The sequence below is a fragment of the Methylobacterium sp. E-046 genome, from assembly GCF_022829625.1.
In the GTDB taxonomy this organism is placed as follows: Bacteria; Pseudomonadota; Alphaproteobacteria; order Rhizobiales; family Beijerinckiaceae; genus Methylobacterium; species Methylobacterium longum.
In genome coordinates, this window is record NZ_JAKSYP010000028.1 from 1 (window position 1) to 2,230 (window position 2,230).

Annotated in this window: 1 protein-coding gene and 1 pseudogene; both read right to left on the reverse strand. The window is 65.7% G+C overall.

Features of this window, described 5'->3' with window-relative positions; all coding sequences use genetic code 11:
- Nucleotides 1-41: 41 nt before the first annotated feature.
- A pseudogene (locus tag MKK82_RS01130) lies at nucleotides 42-1,279 on the reverse strand (IS3 family transposase).
- 595 nt (nucleotides 1,280-1,874) lie between these two features.
- Nucleotides 1,875-2,126: a 3',5'-cyclic-nucleotide phosphodiesterase gene (locus MKK82_RS01135; protein ID WP_243984330.1), complete on the reverse strand. Its 252-nt coding sequence runs from the start codon at nucleotides 2,124-2,126 to the stop codon at nucleotides 1,875-1,877.
- Between the last annotated feature and the right edge of the window lie 104 nt (nucleotides 2,127-2,230).

A 2,230-nucleotide genomic window follows, 5' to 3' on the forward strand; every position in this document is an offset into this window, starting at 1 on the left:
GTGGAGTGCACCCTGTTTGACCGGACAGGCAGCGGGCGGGTTTAGGCACTCCGGCTGAGGTACTCTCGGGGCGAGAGCATGCGCAAGCCGGAGTGCGGGTGGATGGTGTTGTAGTCCTCGAACCAAGCCGGCAGAAGCCGCATCACGGTCTCGGCGTCGGCCAAGATGGCGAGGCGGGCGTAGTCCCGCTTGAGCGTCTTCACGAACGCCTCCGCGATGCCGTTGCTCTGCGGCGAGCGCACCGGGGTAAACAGCAGCCGCAGGTCGAGCGCGGCGGCCGTCTGCGCTGTCTCCTTGGCGATGTAAGCGGAGCCGTTGTCGGACAGCCACTCGACCGGGTGCGGGGTCTTCGTCGCGCCGGACCGGCGCTCGCAGCAGGCGATCATCAGGTCGCAGACCATCTCGGCTGAGACGCCCGTCGTGGTCGCCGACCACGCCATGATCTCGCGGTCGCACGCGTCGATGGCAAACAGCACGCGGACGACCGCACCGTCCCGGCAGCGCAGTTCGAGGTGATCCGAGCACCAGCGCACGTTCGAGCGCAGCGCCACCACGATGCCGTCGTGGGTGCGGCCGGGCCGGCGGGCGGTGTGCGGCTCGAGGGTGAGCCCGTTCGCCTGCAGGATGCGCAGCACCCGCTTCGCGTTGACGCTCGCCTCGCCGCGCGAGCGCAGTGCCCGGTTCACCAACGCAGTGACACGGCGGTAGCCGTAGCTCGGGCGGGCATCGACGATCGCGCGGATCGTCGGCAATAGCTGCGCATCCTCGGGCTTGTGGTAGAGGCCGCGCGGCCGAGCAGGTCGACTCAGGCGCTCGGCCAAGTGGGAGCGGGCCACGCCGAACGTGTCGGCGACCGCCTTCACCGCGAACCGCCCGTCGAACCGCCCCAGGAGCTGAGCGGCGAGATCGGTTTTTTTGTGCGCGCGAGGTCTAGCGCCTCCTTCAGGATCTCGACCTCCATGGTCTTACGGCCCAGCAAGCGTTCGAGGTCGCGCACGCGTCGCTCCAACGCGCGCACGCGGCTGGTGCCGACGACCTCCTCGTCGGCGTGCACGGCCTAATGGCCGCCCTCCAGCATGCGCCGCTTCCACGAGAACAGCAGGCTGGGCGAGAGGCCGTAGCGGCGGGCGACGAACGACACGGACGAGCCGGGCTGCTGGCTCTCCTCGACGAGGCGGATCTTCTCAGTGGTGGACCAGCGCCGGCGGCGCTGAACGCCGGTCAGGATCTCGCCGTGCACCGGCGGGGCGGTCGGATCGGATGACATAGCCTTACCCATAGGCCAACGCCTATGCCTTCGTGAGCTATGCCGCCTGTCCGGTCAAAACGGGGTGCGGTTCACTCAGCACCAGCGTTCTGTTGCGCAGCCCTGTTGTGCTGGGAGGTCGGCAGTGCTCGCCTCGCCCCGTGATCATGCACGAAAGAGCCCACTGAGTAGTAGCTGCTACAACATGAGGCATACTTAGCTGGCGGTTGTTGTCGGCTCCTGTTTGACCTGCTCAACTCGAAAAAGGGGGCGCTTAGGGTTCGGCAAAATGGGGGCTACCCGGGGGGCGGCCTATTCCCGCATAAAAAATGGGGTCGCTTTTTATGCGACGCCTCACGTCAGGTCGGCAGCCGGGAAGCTGGCACCGGCAAAGCGTAGGACCTGCATCAGGGCGTTGAGCTGCGCGATGGTGACTGCTGGCTCGCCAGGGCTGCCCTCGGCTCGCGTTACGACACTCAGAGGCACTTTGCTCGCCGAGCTAGGTCCGCAGGTGCCCAGCCGAGAGGTAGTCGTGCTGCACGTAGCTGCGGTCCTGTGATCACCTCCATCTGCTCCTATGGCCAAGCAGCTTCAGCGTCGGCCTCTGTCTCACGAGCACGGGGAGGTACTACTTGCCCCCACCACCCTTGTAGGCGGTGATCGCGCGTCGGCAGTTTTCCGAAATCTTGTCCATGTTCTTCTTGAAGCAGGCGTCCATCTCCGGGCTGTCCGGATCATTGCCGCTACAGAAGGTGACGGCGTCCCCGGAGCAATAGGTCTTCAGGTCCTTGTTGCCACGCTTTGAGGTGGACGCGTCAGGAGCTGCGAGGCTGGGAGCCGCTACGGCGATGAGGCCGAAAGCGAGGATGACGCTGCGCATATTTGATACCTAGTCGAAGGAGTTCGTCGATGCGCTAACGGCTCAGCTCGGTGATCTATCCCTTCCGCTTACGGATCCGAGGCCACCCCTTCCGCGGAATTCGG